This is a genomic window from Azospirillum largimobile (assembly GCF_977007025.2).
The window spans coordinates 732,041-750,650 of sequence record NZ_CDRMUA020000001.1 but is presented as its reverse complement, the minus strand read 5'-3'; the positions used below and the strand labels follow the sequence as shown (position 1 = coordinate 750,650).

At 67.1% G+C, this 18,610-nt stretch carries 20 protein-coding genes; 9 read left to right on the top strand and 11 right to left on the bottom strand.

Going from position 1 to position 18,610, the window contains the following annotated elements; all coding sequences use genetic code 11:
- Positions 1-13: 13 nt before the first annotated feature.
- Positions 14-451: a ribose 5-phosphate isomerase B gene (rpiB, locus tag ACWPKK_RS03565; RefSeq protein WP_111065895.1), complete on the bottom strand. Its 438-nt coding sequence runs from the start codon at positions 449-451 to the stop codon at positions 14-16.
- Positions 452-1,021: 570 nt separating this feature from the next.
- Here rpiB and ACWPKK_RS03560 point away from each other — a divergent pair.
- A complete protein-coding gene (locus ACWPKK_RS03560; protein WP_014247241.1) occupies positions 1,022-1,465 on the top strand; it encodes a MucR family transcriptional regulator in 444 nt (147 codons plus the stop codon).
- Positions 1,466-1,645: 180 nt separating this feature from the next.
- Here the strand turns inward: ACWPKK_RS03560 and ACWPKK_RS03555 are convergent, their stop codons facing one another.
- Together ACWPKK_RS03555 and ACWPKK_RS03550 are read right to left on the bottom strand one after the other, a co-directional pair.
- Positions 1,646-2,086, bottom strand: coding sequence for a hypothetical protein (locus ACWPKK_RS03555; protein WP_452001078.1), 441 nt, complete (start codon positions 2,084-2,086; stop codon positions 1,646-1,648).
- Between the two features lie 394 nt (positions 2,087-2,480).
- Positions 2,481-2,756, bottom strand: coding sequence for a DUF6898 family protein (locus ACWPKK_RS03550; RefSeq protein ID WP_452001077.1), 276 nt, complete (start codon positions 2,754-2,756; stop codon positions 2,481-2,483).
- 177 nt (positions 2,757-2,933) lie between these two features.
- Between ACWPKK_RS03550 and ACWPKK_RS03545 the strand changes: the two genes are divergently transcribed.
- From ACWPKK_RS03545 to ACWPKK_RS03525, 5 genes are all read left to right on the top strand, one after another.
- Positions 2,934-3,446: a YciE/YciF ferroxidase family protein gene (locus ACWPKK_RS03545; RefSeq protein WP_149223252.1), complete on the top strand. Its 513-nt coding sequence runs from the start codon at positions 2,934-2,936 to the stop codon at positions 3,444-3,446.
- 122 nt (positions 3,447-3,568) lie between these two features.
- On the top strand, positions 3,569-4,051 hold the full coding sequence (locus tag ACWPKK_RS03540) for a hypothetical protein (RefSeq protein WP_452001076.1): 483 nt from the start codon (positions 3,569-3,571) through the stop codon (positions 4,049-4,051).
- A 40-nt stretch (positions 4,052-4,091) separates the two neighbouring features.
- Positions 4,092-4,502 carry a hypothetical protein gene (locus tag ACWPKK_RS03535; RefSeq protein WP_452001074.1) on the top strand — a complete coding sequence of 137 codons (411 nt, stop codon included), beginning with the start codon at positions 4,092-4,094 and terminating at the stop codon, positions 4,500-4,502.
- A 16-nt stretch (positions 4,503-4,518) separates the two neighbouring features.
- Positions 4,519-4,980, top strand: coding sequence for a GNAT family N-acetyltransferase (locus ACWPKK_RS03530; protein WP_452001072.1), 462 nt, complete (start codon positions 4,519-4,521; stop codon positions 4,978-4,980).
- A gap of 312 nt (positions 4,981-5,292) precedes the next feature.
- Positions 5,293-6,978: a methyl-accepting chemotaxis protein gene (locus ACWPKK_RS03525; RefSeq protein WP_452001070.1), complete on the top strand. Its 1,686-nt coding sequence runs from the start codon at positions 5,293-5,295 to the stop codon at positions 6,976-6,978.
- A 208-nt stretch (positions 6,979-7,186) separates the two neighbouring features.
- Here ACWPKK_RS03525 and ACWPKK_RS03520 read toward each other — a convergent pair whose 3' ends face one another.
- The 8 genes from ACWPKK_RS03520 to pdxH all read right to left on the bottom strand — a co-directional run bounded on the left by ACWPKK_RS03520 (position 7,187) and on the right by pdxH (position 16,327).
- On the bottom strand, positions 7,187-8,008 hold the full coding sequence (locus ACWPKK_RS03520) for a universal stress protein (protein WP_452001068.1): 822 nt from the start codon (positions 8,006-8,008) through the stop codon (positions 7,187-7,189).
- 181 nt (positions 8,009-8,189) lie between these two features.
- Complete coding sequence (hypD, locus tag ACWPKK_RS03515) at positions 8,190-9,302, bottom strand: hydrogenase formation protein HypD (protein WP_452001066.1); 1,113 nt, start codon at positions 9,300-9,302, stop codon at positions 8,190-8,192.
- Between the two features lie 105 nt (positions 9,303-9,407).
- Positions 9,408-10,637, bottom strand: a complete 1,230-nt coding sequence (locus ACWPKK_RS03510; protein ID WP_324864493.1) for an HD domain-containing phosphohydrolase — start codon at positions 10,635-10,637, stop codon at positions 9,408-9,410.
- 122 nt (positions 10,638-10,759) lie between these two features.
- A complete protein-coding gene (locus ACWPKK_RS03505) occupies positions 10,760-11,992 on the bottom strand; it encodes an SLC13 family permease (RefSeq protein ID WP_452001065.1) in 1,233 nt (410 codons plus the stop codon).
- 13 nt (positions 11,993-12,005) lie between these two features.
- A complete protein-coding gene (locus ACWPKK_RS03500) occupies positions 12,006-12,830 on the bottom strand; it encodes an MBL fold metallo-hydrolase (RefSeq protein ID WP_452001063.1) in 825 nt (274 codons plus the stop codon).
- Between the two features lie 251 nt (positions 12,831-13,081).
- Positions 13,082-14,473, bottom strand: a complete 1,392-nt coding sequence (locus ACWPKK_RS03495; protein WP_324864487.1) for a methyl-accepting chemotaxis protein — start codon at positions 14,471-14,473, stop codon at positions 13,082-13,084.
- Positions 14,474-14,751: 278 nt separating this feature from the next.
- Positions 14,752-15,675, bottom strand: coding sequence for a cation diffusion facilitator family transporter (locus tag ACWPKK_RS03490; protein WP_452001061.1), 924 nt, complete (start codon positions 15,673-15,675; stop codon positions 14,752-14,754).
- A gap of 40 nt (positions 15,676-15,715) precedes the next feature.
- Positions 15,716-16,327, bottom strand: a complete 612-nt coding sequence (gene pdxH, locus ACWPKK_RS03485; RefSeq protein ID WP_452001059.1) for a pyridoxamine 5'-phosphate oxidase — start codon at positions 16,325-16,327, stop codon at positions 15,716-15,718.
- A 188-nt stretch (positions 16,328-16,515) separates the two neighbouring features.
- Between pdxH and ACWPKK_RS03480 the strand changes: the two genes are divergently transcribed.
- From ACWPKK_RS03480 to ACWPKK_RS03470, 3 genes are all read left to right on the top strand, one after another.
- On the top strand, positions 16,516-16,989 hold the full coding sequence (locus tag ACWPKK_RS03480) for an RT0821/Lpp0805 family surface protein (RefSeq protein ID WP_452001057.1): 474 nt from the start codon (positions 16,516-16,518) through the stop codon (positions 16,987-16,989).
- A gap of 51 nt (positions 16,990-17,040) precedes the next feature.
- Positions 17,041-18,003: a DnaJ C-terminal domain-containing protein gene (locus ACWPKK_RS03475; RefSeq protein WP_452001055.1), complete on the top strand. Its 963-nt coding sequence runs from the start codon at positions 17,041-17,043 to the stop codon at positions 18,001-18,003.
- A 219-nt stretch (positions 18,004-18,222) separates the two neighbouring features.
- A complete protein-coding gene (locus tag ACWPKK_RS03470) occupies positions 18,223-18,609 on the top strand; it encodes a DUF805 domain-containing protein (protein ID WP_452001053.1) in 387 nt (128 codons plus the stop codon).
- Position 18,610: the final 1 nt, after the last annotated feature.

Sequence of the window (18,610 nt, the reverse complement as noted above, 5' to 3'; positions counted from 1 at the left end):
GCCGGCGGCGCGCTCAGCCCATCTTGGCGATGCGGCGGCTGTGCCGCTCACCGCCTTCGAATTCGGCCTTCAGGAAGGCGTCCACGCAATCCTTGGCAATTTCCGGCCCGATGATACGGGCGCCCAGCGCGATCACGTTGGCGTCGTTGTGCTCGCGCGACAGGCGCGCGGTGGTGACGTCATGGACCAGGGCGGCACGGATGCCGGGATGGCGGTTGGCTGCGATGCTGATGCCGATGCCGCTGCCGCAGATCAGCACGCCCCGCTGTGCCCGGCCGTCGGTGACGGCGGCTGCCAGCGCCGCGGCGAAATCCGGGTAGTCGACCGAAGCCGGACCGTCGGTGCCGAGATCGAGGACGGTGTAGCCGGCGGCCTCCAGTTGCCGGGCGATCTGAGCCTTCAGCTCGTAGCCGGCGTGATCGGAGGCGAGTGCCACAGTGCTGACGGTCATGACGACGGAAACTCCGGTGCGTGCGGTCGCGGGTGCGGTGATGGGCGAAGCGGGGAAAAGACGCCCGCACCCTACCAGATGTCGGTGCAAACCGCCACAGCCACACCATGACGTGGATGCATGGCTAGGATCGGGGCTAGGATCGGGGCGGGGTCCGGCCCGCTTGGACGGACCTGTCGCACAGGTCCCGCCCCCTCCCCGCCGGCCTCAATCGGCTCCAAGCGGCGTGGCACCCCAACTCCCGCGAAAGTTTAGACACGGTTTTCACCCCTTCGTTGCCGAACCGTGGAAGCAAGGGAGATAACCGATTCGTTATAGGAGTGGGAAATCAGCCAATTACCGCATCCCTGTCGTCGGAAAATCGCAAGCCGGCGCTTACTAGACGCCCCTTAAAGCCGCGACACAGCCACGACGCGATGACGGTTTTCAGCGAAAGCTGATTTGCACCTTGCTCCTTTGTTCTGAATTGCAAGAGCAACTAATTTGACGCTTGCCGAAATTATATTGACACCCAAATCACGGTATGCAACTTGGTTCGTACGGACAAATGAAAAACCAGGACACAGTGCAATGAGCGACCAGCTTCGCGCCGATGTACCGGACAATGCGCTGCTGCGGATGACCGCCGACATCGTATCGGCGTATGTCAGCAAGAACGTGTTGCCTGCTCAGCAAATCCCCGACGTGATCAATACGGTCTACTCGTCGCTGACCGGACTGAATGGTCAGCCCCGCGAGGTCGCGGCGGAACCGCTGAAGCCGGCCGTTCCGATTCGCAAGTCGGTGACGCCCGAATACATCGTCTGCCTGGAAGACGGGAAGAAGTTGAAGATGCTGAAACGGCACCTTCGCTCGACCTACAACATGTCGCCGGACGAGTACCGCGCCCGTTGGGGACTTCCGCCCGACTATCCGATGGTCGCGCCGAACTATGCCGCGCAGCGTTCGGAATTCGCCAAGCGCATCGGCCTGGGCCGCAGCTCCGGCCGCCAGACCCGCCGCAAGGCCGGCTGAACGAGTAAAGTCCGTATGCAACGCGGGCCGGTCCCTGCCGGGATCCGGCCCGTGTGCGTGTCCGGCCGGTACAGGCCATATCGGATTGATTGAAGACGCGACCGACTCTCACGGTCGCCATTGGTCGGCGTCAAGAACCGGCACAATGTTCGGGCCCACCCGGCCGGCGGGCGGCGCGTCTCAGTTGGCGCAGCCCTTCCGGCCCGACAGGCGGCAGTTGAAGCGGTCGACATTGCGGCTCAACTCGCGCCCCGTGGCGATATTCTCGTCATTCAGGCAAGTCAGGTAGGCCATCGACTTGTCGACATACTCCTTCACCTCGCCCTGGCAGGACGACATCCTGTCGGCGCTGAGGAAGGTGGCCTGATCGTCCATGCACAGTGGTACACCCGGCTTCAGGCAACCGGCGGCCGGCGTCGTCGGCTGGGGAGCCGTGGAAAGCGGCGCCGCGTTGGCCGGGCCGGCCTGCTTGTCGCCGCCGGACCGCGGACCCGCCTGCCCGCCATGTCCTTGTCCGCCCTGCACCGGCCCGGCGGCGATCGCCGCCTGGGAAGCCAGCAGGGTTGCCGCCAGCGCCGTCGACATGAATGACGCGCGCAGGAAAGCCGTCACACGAACCATGGCCTCGATCCTCTGGTGTTTCGGTCCTTTGCTCCGGAGAACAGCCGCCCCCGCGAGGTCGGTCCGGAAGCGATCCGCCCAAATCCGCCGATCGCGATCCGAACGGACGGCGCGGAAGAACGCCCTTCTTATGCGCCATTCGTTCAGCGATGCGCGGTTCTACAAGCGTTACACCCCCTGCGCCAGTGCCAACGGGCAGGCATAGGTCTACTGTCGGGGTCGAGCGGTTCGCTCTACGACCGGCGATCCGGCGTTACAGCTTGGACCGTCGGCGGGGGCATGCCGGCGCTCACCATCAGCAAAGCCAGACTTCGATCCGCGCCGTCCGGTCCCGACCGGCGGCGCGTTTTCTTTTTTCCGATCGCGCTTTCCGATTTCTGGCCCCGTTCGAAAGTCAGTAGAGCCCGCCCGGCCGCGTCTTGGTGCCCGGCTTCTGGCCCGGCGCCGCCTTGGCTTCCTTGTTCTGGGCCTCCTTGTTCTGGACCCCCTTGTTCTGAACAAAGCGCAGCTTGTTGATCGCCGTCCGCTTCAGCAGTTCCTGGCTGCCGGTGGCCGGACCGGCCACGGTCACCTCCACGCCGGTCTGGGCGTCGATGGCCGTGACCCGCAGATAGCTGCCGACCCGCTGAAACTCGAACAGAACCTCGCCGTCCCCATTGCCTGCCGTCATATGAACCCTCCTTCGGCACCCATTCGCCTGCCCATTTGCCCGATGGCCAGTCCCCGTTCGAGACTGCAACACCCGGCCGTCGCCGCTGTTGTCCACGCTGCCGATCCGGCGCGCAGGAGCTCCCCGCTCCGCAAACGCCCGCCGGACGGACATCCACAGCGAGGAAGGACCGTCACCATGGCTGCCAAGACGATGCAGGATCTGCTGATCGAGGATCTCCGCGACATTTACCACGCCGAGAAGCAGATCACGAAGGCCCTCCCCAAGATGATCAAGGCTGCCCATTCCGACCAGCTCCGCCAGGCCTTCGAAACCCACCTCGAACAGACCAACGGCCAGATCGAGCGGCTTCAGCAGGTCTTCGAGGAACTGGACACCCGCCCCCGCGGCAAGCATTGCGACGCGATGGAGGGGCTGATCAGCGAAGCCCAGGAAATCCTCGAAATGGGCCTCGCCCCGGAGGTGCAGGACGCCGCCCTGATCGCCGCCGCCCAGAAGGTGGAGCATTACGAGATCGCCAGCTACGGCACGCTGCACGCCTATGCCACCGCCTGCGGCTTGGACAAGGTCGCCCAGCTGCTGGACGAGACCCTCCAGGAAGAGAAGGACACGGACTCGCTGCTGAACAAGCTGGCCATCGGCGACGTCAACAAGAAGGCCATCGCCGCCAGCGGCAAGAAGGCCGCCTGACGAACGCGCCTATGCGCTGACCGGCCGCATCAGGGCCGACCCCAGGGGCCCGGGCCAAGGTTGCAAGCACCGCGCCGGACCGGTAGGATTCAACACCTTCCGGTCCTTCGCGGTGCTCCTTGATGCGCAGCCTTCAGCCTGCCGATTTCCTTTCGAACAGCACGCCGGCCCGCTGCTTTTCCGGCGCCGCCCGCGCCGCTCTGGTCGGAGTGCTGTCGCTGGCCGGCGTCCTGACCGCCGCCTTGCCCGCGTCCGCGGCCGAAGGGGCGCCGGGCGCCCTGCCCCCGTCGGTGCGGATCAAGCCGCTGATGGTTCCGGTAGTGAACGCCGGCCGGATCGAGAAATACACCCAGGTGGAAGTGAACCTGGAGATCGGCGACGCCTTGCGGCTGGGAGAGGTGCAGTTGAGCATTCCCCGTCTGCACGACGCCGTGCTGACCGCCATCTACAAGGGCATCGACGAGGGCTGGATCGTCCGCGGCAACATCGCCAACGTCCCGGCCCTGCGCCGCCGCATCGACGAATCGGTGGTCGCCATGTTCGGCAAGGACGTGGTCACCCGCATCCTGATCACGCCGATCGCGCGCCAGTCGTCGCTGCAGTAACCCGCTTCCAACCTTTTCTCCTCAAGAGGATCGAGTCGTCATGGCCGTCGTCTTCGTTGCGCGCAGCGCCGCCCTGACCAAATGGGCGTCCGACGTCGGACAGGGAAAGCACATCTTCAAGCTGGGCGTCGCCGAGGATGAGGCGGCGGTCAAATCCGCCGTCTCCGCCGGCTGGGGCGGCGAGACCGACTGGAAGCTGATCGAGTCCAAGGAGATCGACGGGCTGGACGAGGAGACCGCGCTGGCCCGTCTCGGCCGGCGCGAGAAGGTGATCGACCCCACCTACTACCCGCGTCTGAAGGGCGCCGCCGGCGTCTTCCGCATCGCCATGACCAATGTGCAGAACAGCCTGCTGGTCGCCAAGGCGATGACCGCCGACGAGCCGCTGACCGAGGTCAAGGTCAAGCCCAAGGACATCGCCGACTACATGATCCGCAACGCGATCGCCTGACCGGTACACCGTCCCAATGTCCAGTCCGCCCATCCGCCGCGTCGCTTTCGACGCGCTCGGCCTTCGCGAACTCCATGACCTGCTGGCCCTGCGCAGCCGGGTGTTCGTGGTCGAGCAGGCCTCGCCCTATCCCGACATCGACGGCCGCGATCCCGGCGCCCTGCACCTGATCGCCACCGACGCGTCCGGCGCCGTCGTCGGCTGCGCCCGCTGTCTCGATCCCGAAGAGGAAGGCCCGGATGCCCCGGTCTCTTTCGGGAGGCTGGCGGTCGATCCGTCGCAGCGTTCCACCGGACTGGGGCGCGCGCTCGTCGCCGAATCCCTGGCAGTGCTGGCGGAGCGCTGGCCGGAGCGCGATGTCGTCATCGGTGCACAGCAGCATCTGGAGCGTTTCTACGGCGGATTCGGCTTCGTCCGCATCACCGAGTCCTACGACGATTTCGGGATTCCCCACATCGACATGCGGCTGCGTCGCTGATCCAGGCTGTCGCCAAGTCCATGCGACACTTTGACCTATCCATCCCCCTGTATCGCAAATAACGCGTTCCTCGGCTGCAGGACGGTGCCGGACCGTTGCTGCCGCTTGACCTGGAAAACTGGTATAGTCTCTATGTAATAGACCGAAGATTTCGACATACGTAAAATTTTCGATGATCGGAATCAGGGCCGCCGCCGTATCAGACGGAACATTCGATCGGGTTAGGAACTTACCCGTTCGGGTCCAATTCCTCGGGCGAGGCGATTGTCCGCGCACGCAAGTAGCCCATTCGGTCACATGAGGCGCAATAAGATGTCCTGGTTCATCAACCTTCGTATCGGCGGAAAGCTTCTTGCCGCCTTTGCCGCCCTGATCACCATCACCGGCATCATCAGCATCGCCAACTATTCGACCTTATCTTCGATCCAGTCCTCGATCGGCTGGACGATCCACACCTACCGGGTGCTACAGACCACCGATGCGGTGCTGGCGGCGATGATCGACCAGGAAACCGGCCTGCGCGGCTATCTGGTCAGCGGTGACGATGCGTTCCTGGCCCCCTATCGCAAGGGCGGGCAGGACTTTGACCGCGCGCTGGCGGAGGTGAAGTCGCTGACCGCCGACAATCCGCAGCAGCAGGCCCGGCTGGAGGATCTGCGCAAGCACGCCGAAACCTGGCGCCGGACCGTGGCCGAGAAGGAAATCGCCCTGATGTCCAAGGCCGAAACGCGCGAGGAAGCCCGCGCGATGGAGGCCAAGGCGCTCGGCAAATCGTCGATGGACGGCATCCGCGCGCTGGTGGTGCAGATCGAGGATGCGGAACGTGCGCTGTTGAGCGAGCGGAGTGCCGAACAGCGGTCTGCCTTCTCCACCGGCTACACAACCGCCATCGTCGGCGCGCTCGCCTCCGTTCTGGTCGCCATCGCCGCCGGCATGCTCCTGCGCGGCGCCATCGCCAGCCCGATCGTCGCCATGACCGCCGCGATGAGCCGGCTGGCCGGCGGCGACCGGTCGGTCGAGGTTCCCGGCGTCGGCCGCGGCGACGAGGTCGGCGCCATGGCCGAGGCCGTCGACGTGTTCAAGCGCAACGCCATCGAGGCCGACCGCCTCGCCGCCGCCCAGCGCGCCGAAGAGGAGGCCAAGGCCCGCCGCGCCGCCCGGCTGGAAGAGCTGACGCGCGCCTTCGAAAGCAATGTGACCGCGGTGGTCCAGAGCCTGTCGGGTGCGGCCACCCAGATGCAGCAGTCTGCCGGAACGATGACCTCCACCGCCGACGAGACCAACCGCCAGAGCACCACGGTGGCGTCGGCCGCCGAGCAAGCTTCCGCCAACGTCCAGACCGTCGCCGCGGCGGCGGAAGAGCTGTCCTCCTCCATCGCCGAGATCGGCCGCCAGGTCTCGCAATCGACCCGCGTCGCCGAACAGGCGGTCAGCGGCGCCGGCCGCGCCAACACCGTCGTCTCCAGCCTTGCCGAAGGCGCCCAGAAGATCGGCGAGGTGGTTGACCTCATCAACAACATCGCGTCGCAAACCAATCTGCTGGCGCTGAACGCGACCATCGAGGCCGCCCGCGCCGGCGAGGCCGGCAAGGGCTTCGCCGTGGTGGCAAGCGAGGTGAAGAGCCTCGCCAACCAGACCGCCAAGGCGACCGAGGACATCACCGGCCAGATCGCCACCATCCAGGGCGCCACCCGCGAGGCTGTCGCCGCCATCGACGAGATCGGCCGCATCATCACGGAGATCAGCCAGATCTCCGCGACCATCGCCTCCGCAGTGGAACAACAGAGCGCCGCGACCCAGGAAATCAGCCGCAACGTACAGGAAGCCGCGCAGGGCACCCAGCAGGTGACCAGCAACATCGTCGGTGTCACCCGCGCCGCCGGCGATACCGGCCGCGCCGCCGGGGAGGTCCGCAGCGTCGCCGACCATCTCAGCAGCGAATCCACCCGCCTGCGCCAGGAGGTGGAGAGCTTCCTGGGCGGGGTGAAGATGGCGTGACCTGTTGGGGGAGGAGGGCGCGATTTGCCCCCTCCCTAACCCTCCCCCGCCATCGGACGGACCTTCGGTCCGCCGAGAGCGGGAGAGGGGACTTCCGCCGCTCACCTGCAGAACTCCCGCAAGCGTCCTGCCCCCTCTCCCTCGAAGCGGGGGAGGGATGGGGAGGGGGCAAAAGGGCACGCTCTCACCTCAGCCCCCATCCCCACGCTCAATGCGACAGCAGCAGCGGCACCGGGCAGGTACGCAGGACGTGCCGGGTCCCGCTGCCGCGGTGCAGGAACGGGAAGCCGTAATGGCCGTGGGCGCCCATCACCAGCAGGTCGGCGCCGGTGTCCATGGCGCGGGCCAGCAGGGCGTCCATCGCGCCGATGTCGGTGACGGTGAAATGGGTCTGCTCCGCCGTCACGCCGTGGAAGGCGAGATGGTCGAGAAGACCGACCCGCGGCGCCTCCGCCGTGGAGCCCGAGGCCTGGGTCAGAACCGTGATCACCGTCACCTCGTCGGCCTTCTCCAGCATCGGCATGGCGTCGGACAGGGCGCGGGCGGCCTCGCGCTCGGCGTTCCAGGCGACGGCGACGCGCTTGCCGATCACCGGGAAGCGGCCGGCATAGGGAACGACCAGAACCGGACGGCCGGAGTTCAGCACCACCTGCTCGTTCAGTTCCTCCGGCGCCGCCTGCGATCCGGCCTCGCGATCATACTGGCCCAGCACGGTCAGGTCGGCAAAGCGCGACCAGATGATGACCTCGCGGATGACGTGGTTGTATTCGCCGTGGGTCAGGCCGTGCCATTGGCCCTGCAGACCGGCCGCCGCCAGCTTCTCCCGGAACAGTGCCTCGCTGCGTGCCGAGGCTTCGACCAGATGGTCGCTCGACCGGCGGGCGATCACGCTGGTGGCGTTGCGGTCGCCCTGGGCGAACAGCCCGCGCAGGAAAGCGCCGTGGCGCTGCGCCAGCGCGATGGCGGCGTCGAGCCGCGCCTCGACATGCGGGCTGCTGTCGAGGTGGACGAGAATGTGCTTGTAGGTCATGCGGACCCTCCCGGAATGAAGTGCGATGTCTTTCGACGTCTGCCGTTCTCCACCGGACCGATCAGGGGTCTGGCGGATTGTTTCATATGCATCATGTTGAACCGCATGGCATTCGTCCAGCCTGCGGTGGACGGTCTGCGGTGAAAGGTCGCAACCGCCCGGCCGGCCGGATGCCGTCCGGTCAGGCGTCTCGGAACCGCCCATAGGTGTAATGCGCGGCACAAGCCCCTTCGGCCGAGACCATGCAGGAGCCCATCGGATTCTCCGGCGTGCAGACGGTGTCGAACAGCTTGCAGTCGACCGGCCGCTTCACGCCGCGCAGGATTGCGCCGCAATCGCAGCCCTTGTGGTCGGGAACGCTGGCCCCGGCGATGGGGAAGCGCCGTTCGGCGTCGAAGGCGGCATAGGCGTCCCGCAGCTTCAGCCCGCTGTGCGGGATGCTGCCCAGGCCGCGCCATTCGAAGGACGGGCGCGTCTCGAAGATTTCGGCCACCAGCGCCTGGGCCTTGCGGTTGCCGTCGGCGGTGACGGCGCGGGTGAACTGGTTCTCCACCTCCGCCCGCCCGTCGTTGATCTGGCGGACCAGCATCAGGATCGACTGCAGCACGTCCAGCGGTTCGAATCCGGAGATCACCACCGGCTTGCCATGCTCCGCCGCGGCCGGGGCATAGGCTTCCGACCCGATGACGACCGACACATGGGCCGGGCCGACGAAGCCGTCCAGCGACAGTCCCTCCTCCGTACCCGACAGGATGCCCTGGATGGCCGAGGGGGTCAGCACATGGTTGCAGAAGACGGTGAAGTTGGTCAGCCCCTGCGCCGCCGCGGCCCGCACCGCCAGCGCGGTGGGCGGGGTCGTCGTCTCGAAGCCGATGGCGAGGAACACGACCTGGCGGCCCGGATTCTCCGCGGCGATGCGCACCGCGGCGTCGGCCGACACCACCATGCGGACATCGGCGCCCTGCGCCTTGGCCTTCAGCAGGCTGAGCCGTCCCGATCCGGGCACACGCATGACGTCGCCATAGGTGCACAGCGTCACCTCCGGCCGGCGGGCAAGCGCGATGGCATCGTCGATCCGCCCCACCGGCAGAACGCAGACCGGGCAGCCCGGCCCATGGATCATGCGGACGTTGCTTGGCAGAAGATCGGGGATGCCGTAGCGGGAAATGGCATGGGTGTGCCCGCCGCAGAACTCCATCAGATGATAGGAGCGGTCGGCCCGAACCTCCCGCGCGATGGCGGCGGCGACGTTGCGGGCAAGGACCGGATCACGGAACTCTTCGACATACTTCATGGTCGCTCCCTCTGCCCCGCCATTTCACCCGCAACACTGACCGTTTGCGTTGATACGGATCAAGGGGAGTGTCCGTCATGGGCGGCCTTTCGCCTCCGCCCTTCTTCAGGCTTCGACCTTCTCCTGGTCTTTCAGCGCCACCCAGATCGCATCGAATTCCGCATGGCGGGCGGCGAACAGGGCGAGCAGGCGGGGGTCGAAATGCACCTTCGGGTCCAGCCGGTCGTCGCCGTTCAACAGGATGTCCACCGTCTTCTCATGGCTGAAGGACGGCTTGTAGGGACGGGCGCTGCGCAGGGCGTCGTAGCAGTCGGCGATGGCCACGATGCGGGCGGCGAGCGGGATCTCCTCCCCCTTCAGCCCGTGGGGATAGCCGGTGCCGGCCCACTGCTCGTGATGGCACAGCGCGATGTCCGCGGCCATCTTCAGCCGGTCGGACGCAATCAGGATGTCGTGGCCGTAGACGGGATGGCGCTGCATCTCCGCCAGTTCACGTTCGTCCAGCCGGCCCTTCTTGTGCAGGACCGCTTGATCGACGCTCATCTTGCCGACATCGTGCAGGGCGGCGGAAAAGCGGATTTCCTTGCAGAAGGCGCGGCTGCAGCCGGCCCAGCCGGCAAGCGCGTAGGAATATTCGTTGACGCGCAGGATGTGGTTGCCGGTGTCCTCGTCATGCACCTCGGCGGCGCGGGCCAGCAGGTTGACCGACACCATGAAGGCGCGTTCCGTCTCCGCCTGCAGTTCCGCGACGCGGCGGCGCTCCCTGGTCAGGGCGCGGTTGCGCTCGGTCAGCCGCTCCAGCGTCGCGGCACGCTCCAGGGCACGGCCGACGATGTGGTTGACCGGGGCGATCATCTGCTCATGGTCGGACAGGAAGGCCGGCGGCCCCGCCTCCCCCGGCACCGGCCGGCGATTGATCAGCTGCACCACCCCGATGGGCCGGTCGCGGGCCCCCTTCAGCGCAAAGGCCATGATCGAGCGGGTACGGAAGCCGGTGCGCTGGTCGAAGGCGGGATTGAATCGGTAGGGCCGCTCCTCCGGAATCACGTAGGCGTCGTCGAGCAGCAGCGTCTCGCCGGTGGCCGCGACATAGCCGACGATGGAGGTCTGGTCCACCGGCATCGTGAACAAGGCGGATTTGGCGCGGATCACGTCGTTCTGGGCGCTGACCGCTTCCAGATGGCGGCTTCGCCCCTGCCCGCGCAGCATGAAGACCGTTCCGGCCTCTGCCCCCGTCACCTCGCGGCATTTGCGCAGCACGCGGTCGCTCAGCGCGCGAAGCGACTGATTCGGCGCGCTCTCGATAAATTCCATGAACTGGACGACCAAACTCACAGCGCGCCCTCCCCCGGTGCGCGAAGAGATTACCCCAATTGTCGCAGTTCGAAGAAGAGCCTTGCACTTTAAAAAGTTACGATACGATCACAGGTCACAGCTCTTCGGCTGCAATTTCGCGCTTACGGGGCCATCCAGCCGCCGGCCCACAGCCAGACCGCCGCCACCGCCATCGACAGCAGCGCCATCGGCACGCCGCAGCGGGCATGCTCGACGAAGCCCAGCCGGACGCCGGACGCCGCCGCCCGTTCCGCCACGATGATGTTGGCGAGGCTTCCCGGCAGCAGCAGGTTGCCGGCCAGCGTCGACAGCAGAGCCAGCCCGTACAGCGCCCCTTCCGGCGGGTTCGGCCAGGCGGCCAGCAGCAGGATCACCGCCGGCACGTTGCCGATGCTGTTGCTGCCGGCGAGCGCCAGCGGCACCATCACCGCCAGCCGGTCGGGCAGCCACCCCGCCGCCTGGAGGTCGCCGACCAGCGCCGCCGGGATGCCGGTCAGGCCCAGCGCATGGTTGACGGCGAACAGGGCCGCGAACAGGACCAGCAGGTGCCAATCGACCATGCCCAGCATGTCGCGGCTGGCCATGCGCCGGCTGACCATCATCACGCCGGCCACCAGCAGCACCGAATGCTCCTGCGGGATGTCGCGGGTGAACAGCACCAGCAGCGCCAGCGTCGCCGCCACCGCCTTGGCCAATTGCCAGCGGTCGAGCGGCACCGGCGCCACCTCCCTCGCCTCCACCCCTTCGGGCTCGCCGAAGCGGCCGCGCCAGACCAGCCAGACGGTGGCGTAGACGATCAGCATGGCGGCCAGCGCCGGACCGCCGCACACCGCCAGGAAGCGCCAGAAATCGAGATGCCCGACCTGCCCGATCAGGATGTTCTGCGGGTTGCCGATCACCGTCGCCGCCGATCCGGCATTGGCTGCACCCGCCAGCGCGATCAGGTAGGGCCGCGGGTCCAGCTTGCGCGCCAGCAGGCCCAGGCACAGCATCGGCGTCATGGCGAAGACGACCACGTCGTTCGCCAGCACCGCCGACAGCCCGCCGGCGACCAGCACGATCACCGCCAGCAGCCGCGCCGGCGACCGCGCCGCCTGCGCCACCTTCAGCGCGCACCAGTCGTAGAAGCCGCTGCCGGCATATTGCGCCGACAGGATCATCAGCCCCAGCAGGATGAAGATCGTCGGAAAATCGACCGCCTCCACCAGCTGGCCGGTGTCGAGCGCCCCGATCGCCAGCAGCAGGATGGCGGCGACCAGCGCGATGCCGGTTCGGTCGATGCTGAGACCGGGAAAGCGGCCCAGCGCCATGCCCAGATAGGTGGCGCCGAACAGGATCAGGATTGTGGCCGTCATTTTATCGGGGCATTCAAATCAGTGAGATCGTCGTGCCCTCGCGCGCGGCGAAGCAGTCGGGGAATTCCGCCTTCGCCGCGGCTTCGATCCGTTCCATGGTGGCGTCGTCGTGGTCGGGATCGTGGTGGAACAGGCCCAGCGTCTTCACATGGGCGGCGCGGGCGATCCGCACCGCCTCCATCCAGGTGGAATGGCCCCAGCCGACGCGCTGCGCCCACTCGTCGTCGGTGTAGGTCGAATCGTAGAGCAGCAGGTCGACCCCATCCACCAGGTTCAGGATGTTGCGGTCGGGCTGGTCCGGCACATGCTCGGTGTCGGTGACATAGGCGAGCGAGTGCCCCTGATACTCGATGCGGTAGCCGGTGGCGCCGTCCGGGTGGTTCAGCGCCGCCGTGTGGATGCGCACCCCGCCCTCCAGCTTGAAGCTGTGGCCGGGCGGCACCTCCAGGAAGCTGAGGTCGCCGCCCATCGTGCGCAGCGGCACCGGGAACAGCGGACGCTCCATCTGGCGCGCCATCACCGATTCGATGTCCGGGCTGCCGGTGAGATGGCCGGAGATCACCCGCAGGCTGAATCCCTTGGTGTAGGCCGGTGCGAAGAAGGGAAAACCGCTGATGTGGTCCAGGTGGGTGTGGCTCAGCAGCAGCGTGGCGCTGGTCACTCCCTCGGCCAGCAGCTTGCGCCCCAGCGCGCGCAGCCCGGTTCCCGCGTCGATGATAATGCACTGCTTGCCGGCCCGCACCTCGACGCAGGAGGTGTTGCCGCCGAAGCCCAGATGCGAGGCCATCGGGCAGGGAATCGTGCCGCGCACGCCCCAGAAGGTAACCGTAAAGCCCATTCCCCCGCCTCCAGAGCGCCGGTTCGCGCCGTCTCAACCCCTTTGTCGGCCGAGTTTAGCGCGATTCACCGCCATGTACACGATGGTGGTGCCGTAGGAGCCTTGGGAGGAAGTCGAAGCGGGCTTGCCCCCTCCCCCGACCCTCCCCCGCTCGCGCGGGAGAGGGGGCTGAGTGCAAGAAGGGCGAGGTTCCCTCTCCCACCGTAAGGTGGAGGGTTAGGGAGGGGGAAAGCCGCGATCCTAGACTTTCCTCACACCTTGTAGGCCAGCCGCAGCCCGCCCCAATGGCGGCCGCGCACCGTGACGGGCGCGGAGACGTCCTTCATCAGGGCGTATTTCCCGCCGCCCATGTCGCGGCGGTAGGTCTGCAGCAGGAAGGGCTTGGTGTTGCGGCCGGCGGCCAGCCCGACGCGGTCGTTGAAGAGGCGCCGGTTGCGGCAATTGGCGGCGTTCCACACCGGGTCGCGCCCCTGCGGCTGGCTGAATTGCCGGTTGTGGGTGGGCAGATAGCCGTTGTCGTCCACCGCCGCGCAGAAGACGATCCGGCCGCTGGAGGACAGCACCGGTTCCTGGATGCCGGGCAGCAGGCGGTCGCACAGCTGGGTGAAGCGGGTCATCACCTGCTGGGGATCCGATCCGGCGACCGGCTGGTAGCTGCGGTCAAACAGATCGGCCTCGCTGATGTCGCCGCGGGCCAGCGCCTCCTCGAAGGCGGCGGACACCTTGGCGGCGGCGTCCTTCACCGCGGCGATGAATGGGGTGTCGACCGTCTCGATGTTCAGCTCCGCGGTGACGCCGATCAGCCGCTCGCTCATGCCGACCAGGTTGTTCACGCGGTCGCGGGCCTGGGCCAGGTTGTCGCTGGACAGCTTCACGCCGGCGGCCAGATCGGCGATCTCGTGCTCCAGCTCGCCGCAATTGGCGCCGATCTCGGCGGAGGCGGCGTCGATCTTGTCGGTCTCGCCGTTCAGCTCGCGCATGGCGCGTCCCACCGTCTCGATCACCGTGCCGATGGCGGTCGTGCCCTCGCTGACCGCACGGGCCTTGGCGGCGCTGGCGGCACTTTCGGTCATCAGGCGCTGGGCCTGCTCGTTGAGGTACTTCAGCGTCGCGTCGATCTCCGTCGTCGCTTCGCTGGTCTTGGTGGACAGCGACTTCACCTCGTTGGCGACCACGGCGAAGCCGCGCCCGGCATCGCCGGCCCGCGCCGCCTCGATTGTGGCGTTCAGCGCCAGCAGGTTGGTCTGCTTGGCGATGGTGAAGATCTCCTTGGCAACCTTGCCGACGCGGTCCAGCGCGTCGCGCAGCCCGGCGATCTGCCCCTCGATCCCCGTCACCGAGGACACCAGCGCATGGATGTCGGACAGCGACCGCTGCACCCGGTCGTGCGAGCTGTCGACCTCCTGCCGGGCCTGTTCCGTCACCGACCGCGCGACCGACGAGGCTTCGGAGATGCGCTGCGTGCTGCGCGACATCTTGGCGCCGGTGTCCCGCAACTGCGTGAAGACCTCCGACTGGTGGGTGACGCGGGCGTTCACATCCTCGATGTGGCCGGCGATGTCCGCGATCTCGATGCCGAGATTGCCGGCTTCCGTCGCGATGTCCGCGATCAGATGCGGCCGAAGCGTAAAGCTTCCATCCATTATGCCCACCATTCTTGCTGTTTTATAACCGAGCGCTTTCTCCCAAGCACTATTATTGCGCTTTTGAGACATGTTCGCAATGAACCGGCGGTCCGAGACGGGCCCGGCACCCCCTGTCCTTTGGTAGGATACCTTTAGGAGAGGCTACGCCTGGGGATTGTGCAGCATAACAGGTTGATCGCGGAATACGGATCTACCCGCAATACGGATCCGTATCACACGGGCCATCCCGCAAGCGTTCCAGGGAAGCGGAAAGGGCCGGCCGCGCAGGCAAGCCCTCAGCCGGCGATGCGGTTGTCCAGCCGGTCGTCGGCAAGCCCGGCGGGCTCCTGATGGACCAGAACCTCGGCGTTGACGAAGGCGTCCCGCAGCCGCCGCTCCACCCGGTCGGCGATCTCGTGCGCAGCGGTCAGGGTCAGGGCTCCGTCCAGTTCCAGATGCAGCTCGATGAAGCAGCCGGTGCCGGCGTTGCGGGTGCGCAGGTCGTGCAGGCCGCGCACGCCCGGCTCGGCCCGGGCGAGCGCGGCGATGCGGTCGCGCTCGTCCTGCCCCAGTTCGCGGTCCATCAGGACGTCCAGCGCGTCGCGCGCCACGCCGCGGGCACCGTTCAGCAGGAACAGCGCGATGCCGATGCCGAACAGCGGATCGACGATGGCGAGCCCGGTCGCTTCCGTCAGCAGGATGGCGGCGATGACGGCGCTGTTCATCAGCAGGTCGCCGGCATAATGCAGCCGGTCGGCCCCGATGGCGACGGAGCCGGTGGCCGCCTGCACCCGGCGCTGGAAGGTGATGAGGCCGGCCGTCAGCACGATCGACAGCAGCATCACCGCAACGCCGATCGTCCCCTCGGCGATCGGCTCCGGCCGGAAAAGGCGCCGCACCGCCTCGACGCTCAGCAGCACGGCCGAACCGGCGATGAAGGCCGCCTGGGCCAGCGCCGCCAGCGCCTCCGCCTTGCCATGGCCGTAGCGGTGATTGGCGTCGGCCGGCCGCAAGGCCTGGCGCACCGCCAGCAGCGTCACCAGCGACGCCATCAGGTCGGTGCTCGAATCGATCAGCGACGACAGGATGCTGACCGATTCGGTCAGCAGATAGGCTGCCAGTTTCGCCGCGATCAGGGTGGAGGCCACCGCCACGCTGGCATAGGTGGCGCGACGGCGCAGGCGGTCCGCCCGAGCGCCGCTGTCCAGGGTTTCGCTCACGACCTGCCTTCTTTTCCGGGCTTTCGTTCAGGGCTTCTGTTCAGGGATAGAGCCGCTCGGTCGTCCAGACCGGCGAGGTCGCGTCCGTCGCCTCCGCGGCCCGGCGGTAGACGAGCCGGTCGTGCAGGCGGAAGGGCCGGTCGCGCCAGAACTCGATGCGCAACGGCAGGACGCGGAAGCCGGTCCAGTGCGGCGGCCGCGGCACGGTGCCGATGGCGTATTTCGCGGTGAACTGGGCCACGCGCTTTTCCAGCTCCCACCGGCCCTCCAGCGGGCGCGACTGCTGCGAGGCCCAGGCGCCGATGCGGCTTTCGCGCGCGCGGCTTTCGAAATAGGCGTCGGCCTCGGCGTCGGTCACGACCTCCACCGCCCCTTCAACCCGCACCTGCCGGCGCAGGGTCTTCCAATGGAAGCACAGGGCGGCGTTCCGATTCGCGAGCATCTGCTCGCCCTTCCGGCTTTCGGAGTTGGTGTAGAAGACGAAACCGCGCGGATCGATGCCCTTCAGCAGCACCATGCGCACCGACGGAATGCCGCCGGCATCGGCGGTCGCCAGCGCCATGGCGTTGGGGTCGTTGGGCTCGCTCTGCTCGGCTTCCTTCATCCATTCGGAGAAGAGTTCGTAAGGGTCGCGCTCGCTGCTGTCGGTCATGCCGGTGGATCCTGTTTCGATGGGTCCCGCACCGCCCGCAGGCGGGGTGCGGGGGCTTTCCTTTGTGCAAAAGCGAAAGGGTCACAGCCTCATCACAATTCACAGCAAGGATAGGGTCGCTTATATCACTGTCTACCGCGAAGCCACCGATAAGGTGCCGCGGCAACCAACCTTTTCGAGGCGCAAGGATGTTCGTGAAGAAAGTCGTTCCGGCCGTGATCGTCGTGGGCCTGCTGGCCGGATGCCAGACGGGCGGTCAGAAGGAAACGGTCGGCACGGTCGGCGGCGCGGTCGCCGGCGGCCTGATCGGTTCGCAGATCGGCGGCGGAACGGGCAAGCTGGTGGCGACCGGCGTCGGCACGCTGCTGGGCGCCTTCATCGGCCGCGAGGTCGGCAGCTCTCTCGACAAGGCCGATGCCGGCTATGCCGAAACCGCGGCCCGTCAGGCCTATGCCGCACCGGTCGGCGACCGCATCAACTGGAACAACCCGCAGTCGGGCAATTCCGGCACCATCGTCACCACCCGCGACGGCTACAGCAACACCGGCACCTACTGCCGCGAGTTCCAGCAGACCATCGTGGTCAAGGGCCGGACGGAGCAGGCGTACGGAACCACTTGCAAACAGGCCGACGGTACGTGGAAGATCATCGGCAACTCGTAACACGTCCGACCTGCAACCCTTGAGCCCCCTTGGGGCGGGAATTCTCTGCCCGTGGCTACGCGCGATCCCTACAGCGTTCTCGGCGTCAGCCGGTCCGCCAGTGCCGACGACATCAAGAAGGCGTACCGCAAGCTCGCCAAGCTGCATCACCCGGACCTGAAGCCGGGCGATGCCGCCAACGAGGAGCGGTTCAAGGAAATCTCGGCCGCCTACACGCTGCTGTCGGATACCGAGAAGCGCGCCCGCTACGACCGGGGCGAGATCGACCCATCGGGGCAGGAGCGGCACGCGGGCTTCGGCAACCGCGGCCGGACCAGCAGGGGCAAGGCCTACAGCGGCACCGCCGACGACAGCTTCTTCGGCGGCGGTGACGACTGGTTCTCCGACCTGTTCGGCGGCGGCCGGCGCCGCCCCGGCGCGGCCGGGGCCGGGATGGGCGGCGGCTCCACCGGCGGTTCCACGGGGCCGAAGGTTCGCGGCAGCGACATCTCCTATTCGGTCACCGTCCCCTTCGTGGAGGCGGCGAACGGATCGAAGCGCCGCATCAACCTGTCCAACGGCAAGAGCATCGACGTCGCCATTCCGCCGGGGACGGAGAACGAGACGAAGCTTCGCCTGAAGGGCCAGGGCCTGCCCGGCATGGGCGGCATGCCCAACGGCGACGCCATCGTCGAGGTGCATGTCGAATCCCACCCCCATTTTACCCGGCAGGACAGCGACATCCACGTCGAGGTGCCGATCACCCTGAACGAGGCGGTGCTGGGCGCCACCGTCAATGTCCCGACCATCAGTGGCAAGGTGGCGGTGAAGGTGCCGCCCGGCGCCAACACCGGCTCCGTCCTGCGCCTGCGCGGCAAGGGGGTGGTGAACCAAGCCACCAAGCAGCCGGGCGACCAGTATGTGAAGCTGAAGGTCGTCCTGCCCGACCCGCCCGATGCCGAACTGGTCAAGTTCGTCGAACAGTGGGCCAAGACCCGCAGCTACGACGTCCGCAAGAAGGCTGGGCTGGAGTAAGCGAGAGCATCGGGTCGCCGTGCATGCGGCGGCTTCGACAGGCGGCCTGCCCTCCGGGGCGGGCCGTTTTCGTATGCGCCGACCCCTGATGCGCGGCACCACGCCGCTGCCAGGGCCGACTTGCGTCGACCGAGAGTGTTGCACCGCACCGATTGCCTGCGGATCGTGACGTCATCAGGCTTTCCAATCGCGGCAGGCCATTCGCCGAGGTAGTGGACAATGAATTTCTTCGACGCCGTCAGGTCGGTGCTTTCCCAATATGTCGGGTTCTCAGGTCGCGCATTGCGATCCGAATATTGGTTCTGGGTCCTGTTCACCGTGCTGCTCAGCATCGTCACCAGCATCATCGATGTCGCACTCTTTCCGTTCGACGATGTCAGCCCCCTGAGTTCCATCACCAACTTGGCGCTTCTGCTGCCGGGTCTGGCTGTGTCGGCCCGCCGCCTGCACGATGTCGGCCGGTCCGGCTGGTGGTTGCTGCTGGCGATTGTTCCGGTGATTGGCTGGATCATCCTCCTGATCTGGACGGTGACCAAGGGCGATGCCGCGGCAAACCGGTTCGGCCCGCCGCCGCAGTCGACCGCCGGCTCGACCGCAGTGGCCTGAC

Bases quoted from the DNA above. Each gene is read 5' to 3' on its own strand.
- hypD (WP_452001066.1), bottom strand. From the start codon at position 9,302: ATGAAGTATGTCGAAGAGTTCCGTGATCCGGTCCTTGCCCGCAACGTC.
- ACWPKK_RS03530 (WP_452001072.1), top strand. From the start codon at position 4,519: ATGTCCAGTCCGCCCATCCGCCGCGTCGCTTTCGACGCGCTCGGCCTT.
- ACWPKK_RS03540 (WP_452001076.1), top strand. From the start codon at position 3,569: ATGCGCAGCCTTCAGCCTGCCGATTTCCTTTCGAACAGCACGCCGGCC.
- ACWPKK_RS03480 (WP_452001057.1), top strand. From the start codon at position 16,516: ATGTTCGTGAAGAAAGTCGTTCCGGCCGTGATCGTCGTGGGCCTGCTG.
- ACWPKK_RS03525 (WP_452001070.1), top strand. From the start codon at position 5,293: ATGTCCTGGTTCATCAACCTTCGTATCGGCGGAAAGCTTCTTGCCGCC.
- ACWPKK_RS03505 (WP_452001065.1), bottom strand. From the start codon at position 11,992: ATGACGGCCACAATCCTGATCCTGTTCGGCGCCACCTATCTGGGCATG.
- ACWPKK_RS03535 (WP_452001074.1), top strand. From the start codon at position 4,092: ATGGCCGTCGTCTTCGTTGCGCGCAGCGCCGCCCTGACCAAATGGGCG.
- ACWPKK_RS03555 (WP_452001078.1), bottom strand. From the start codon at position 2,086: ATGGTTCGTGTGACGGCTTTCCTGCGCGCGTCATTCATGTCGACGGCG.
- ACWPKK_RS03545 (WP_149223252.1), top strand. From the start codon at position 2,934: ATGGCTGCCAAGACGATGCAGGATCTGCTGATCGAGGATCTCCGCGAC.
- ACWPKK_RS03550 (WP_452001077.1), bottom strand. From the start codon at position 2,756: ATGACGGCAGGCAATGGGGACGGCGAGGTTCTGTTCGAGTTTCAGCGG.
- ACWPKK_RS03470 (WP_452001053.1), top strand. From the start codon at position 18,223: ATGAATTTCTTCGACGCCGTCAGGTCGGTGCTTTCCCAATATGTCGGG.
- ACWPKK_RS03520 (WP_452001068.1), bottom strand. From the start codon at position 8,008: ATGACCTACAAGCACATTCTCGTCCACCTCGACAGCAGCCCGCATGTC.
- ACWPKK_RS03495 (WP_324864487.1), bottom strand. From the start codon at position 14,473: ATGGATGGAAGCTTTACGCTTCGGCCGCATCTGATCGCGGACATCGCG.
- ACWPKK_RS03500 (WP_452001063.1), bottom strand. From the start codon at position 12,830: ATGGGCTTTACGGTTACCTTCTGGGGCGTGCGCGGCACGATTCCCTGC.
- rpiB (WP_111065895.1), bottom strand. From the start codon at position 451: ATGACCGTCAGCACTGTGGCACTCGCCTCCGATCACGCCGGCTACGAG.
- pdxH (WP_452001059.1), bottom strand. From the start codon at position 16,327: ATGACCGACAGCAGCGAGCGCGACCCTTACGAACTCTTCTCCGAATGG.
- ACWPKK_RS03560 (WP_014247241.1), top strand. From the start codon at position 1,022: ATGAGCGACCAGCTTCGCGCCGATGTACCGGACAATGCGCTGCTGCGG.